The sequence below is a fragment of the Enterobacter sp. SECR19-1250 genome (assembly GCF_013391025.1).
In the GTDB taxonomy this organism is placed as follows: Bacteria; Pseudomonadota; Gammaproteobacteria; order Enterobacterales; family Enterobacteriaceae; genus Enterobacter; species Enterobacter cloacae.
Genome location: NZ_JACASJ010000235.1, coordinates 1 through 2,106, shown reverse-complemented (window position 1 = coordinate 2,106; position 2,106 = coordinate 1). Strand labels below are relative to the sequence as shown.

At 50.3% G+C, this 2,106-nt stretch carries 4 protein-coding genes; all 4 read left to right on the top strand.

The window, feature by feature from the left end:
• The first annotated feature begins 79 nt into the window (after positions 1-79).
• The 4 genes from HX884_RS26220 to HX884_RS26205 all read left to right on the top strand — a co-directional run bounded on the left by HX884_RS26220 (position 80) and on the right by HX884_RS26205 (position 1,478).
• Positions 80-319, top strand: coding sequence for a hypothetical protein (locus HX884_RS26220; protein ID WP_017694266.1), 240 nt, complete (start codon positions 80-82; stop codon positions 317-319).
• Between the two features lies 1 nt (position 320).
• Positions 321-704, top strand: a complete 384-nt coding sequence (locus HX884_RS26215) for a S24 family peptidase (protein WP_023338071.1) — start codon at positions 321-323, stop codon at positions 702-704.
• A gap of 190 nt (positions 705-894) precedes the next feature.
• Entirely contained in the window at positions 895-1,176 is a 282-nt protein-coding gene (locus HX884_RS26210) for a type II toxin-antitoxin system RelE/ParE family toxin (RefSeq protein ID WP_021312774.1), read from the top strand.
• Positions 1,176-1,478: a HigA family addiction module antitoxin gene (locus HX884_RS26205; protein WP_001698908.1), complete on the top strand. Its 303-nt coding sequence runs from the start codon at positions 1,176-1,178 to the stop codon at positions 1,476-1,478. The genes HX884_RS26210 and HX884_RS26205 overlap by 1 nt, the downstream gene beginning before the upstream one ends.
• The last annotated feature ends 628 nt before the right edge of the window (positions 1,479-2,106 follow it).

Sequence of the window (2,106 nt, the reverse complement as noted above, 5' to 3'; positions counted from 1 at the left end):
AAACTGAATATGGCGTTCTGAGTCTTCCCACCATGATCGGGGAAGACCCATGCATATACAGTATAAAGAGGTAAATCTGATGCCACGACGCTATGAAATTGACGCTGCCTGGCGTGCGGCCATCACCCGCGAACAGGATGGCCGTCAGACCGTCACGACCGCAGCCTTTGTCCGGGAGCTTCACAAGTTCAACTGGCACTGGACGCCCCGCCAGGCTAACCAGTGGATAGAAACGTATGTGACGGTGTTCCGGGACGTCTCGCCCAATGAGGGAGAAAACCGGACGTTCCAGCTGTTTAATCCGAACGGAGGGCGCTGATATGGGGTTTCCGTCACCGGCAATGGATTACCAGGAAAGCCGCCTCTCGCTGGATAGCTACTGTAAAACCGGGCGTCCGGGCGTGTTCCTATTTCGTAGCGACTGCACCTCGTTCCGGGAGGGCATCAGGCCGGGTTCGCTGCTGATCGTGGATTTCGGCGCGCGGCCGGTTGACGGCACCCTGGTGCTCTGCGTGCTGGAAGATGAATTCAGGATCATGCGACTGCGTCTCCATCCGGCAAGATGTCTACAGGAGCTGGACAGGCCGGAGAACGTCCGCGCCCTGCCGGATAATGAGGATGAAGGTATCGAGATCAGGGGCGTGGTGACGCACATCGTTACCGATGCCAGAACGGGGGAGTTCGAGGATTTCCCTGTAATTTAGCAATACAATACAACGCAATTAACCGTACACATAAGGTACTCTTTATGTACTATTAATGTACATTTTAAGTGCGCATATTATTGTTTTTCGCCTTGCGCCTTCCCTTGAAACACAATTTATTTGCAGAAAAGTGTTTCGCTAAGAGAAACGCGTGGTATAATGTTTCCCGTTGGGAAACAGGGAATCAATAATGATAAAAAGTTTCAAGCACAAAGGGTTACAAAAGCTCTTTGAGAACGACGATCCGAGCGGAGTACAGGCAAAGGATGTGGAGAGAATAAAACTTCGCCTCCTGATGTTAGACGAAGCGACGACAACAGAAGATTTCCGCGCCTATCCGGGATTTAAATTTCACCCCCTGAAAGGCGATAAGAAGAATCTTTATGCGATCACCGTTCGGGCGAACTGGCGAATCACCTTTGAGTTTACAGATGGTGATGCCTACATACTGAATCTGGAGGACTACCACTAATGACGATGCTCAACCCACCACACCCAGGGGGATTGATTACCGAATACCTGGAGGATAACGAAATCAGCTTACGAGCCCTTGCCCGTAACCTCGATGTTTCCCCTTCTGCGCTGAGTAAAGTCTCGGCAGGTAAAGCGGCAATCAGTCCTGAAATGGCTCTTAAACTTGAGGCAGGTTTAGGAATCGCAGCTCGACTCTGGCTGGCAATGCAGGCGACCTATGACCTTAGCCGCGCCCGCAAGGAGATCGACCTCTCCCATGTGGTGCCTGTTACAGTCAAAAGTGACTTTGCCGTACATTGATACCGAATAAAAAAGCCGCATAAGCGGCTTTTTTATTCGGTGGTTCTACACTTAGAACAGGTGCGGAGTGACCAGTAGCGCCAGCAAGATTAGGCACAGAACGATGGTCAGCACCTGAGTTATACGCGGCGCTTTTATGAAAGCAGTCAGCACTTCAGCCATAGACTTAATCCATATTGCAGGTTGCAAGAACTACCGGCTCACGTTGACGTAGAATCACCCCAGGGGTAACATTACTTCGCTATAGTAACGACAACGTGAACTTCGGTACATGTTTCGGGCAGCAGCAGCGACTGCGAATCGCTGACTGAGGCGAAAAAGAGAACCCTTCGGGGTTCTTTTTTTTGCCTTATCATCCCTCTGACAGCGTTTTAGAGCATCCGGAACGGAGAATCTGCGAAACCCTCCTTCCCTTCATCCCTACAACACCTACAGCAAAGCGATCATATCACAACTCAAAATCTACGGAGTAAGGTGGAGATGTAAAAGATGCGTATGAAATCAGCATTTAGTTTAGCTCTCTATCTTCACCCGGTCGGAACAGAGAGGATCTGCCCCATACGTCCTTACCCTAAAACGGGCTTTGTTGAATAAATCAGATTTCGGGTAAGTCTCCCCCGTAGCGGGT

Excerpts from the sequence above, each read along its gene's own strand:
- HX884_RS26220 (WP_017694266.1), top strand. The coding sequence starts at position 80 with ATGCCACGACGCTATGAAATTGACGCTGCCTGGCGTGCGGCCATCACC.
- HX884_RS26215 (WP_023338071.1), top strand. The coding sequence starts at position 321 with ATGGGGTTTCCGTCACCGGCAATGGATTACCAGGAAAGCCGCCTCTCG.
- HX884_RS26210 (WP_021312774.1), top strand. The coding sequence starts at position 895 with ATGATAAAAAGTTTCAAGCACAAAGGGTTACAAAAGCTCTTTGAGAAC.
- HX884_RS26205 (WP_001698908.1), top strand. The coding sequence starts at position 1,176 with ATGACGATGCTCAACCCACCACACCCAGGGGGATTGATTACCGAATAC.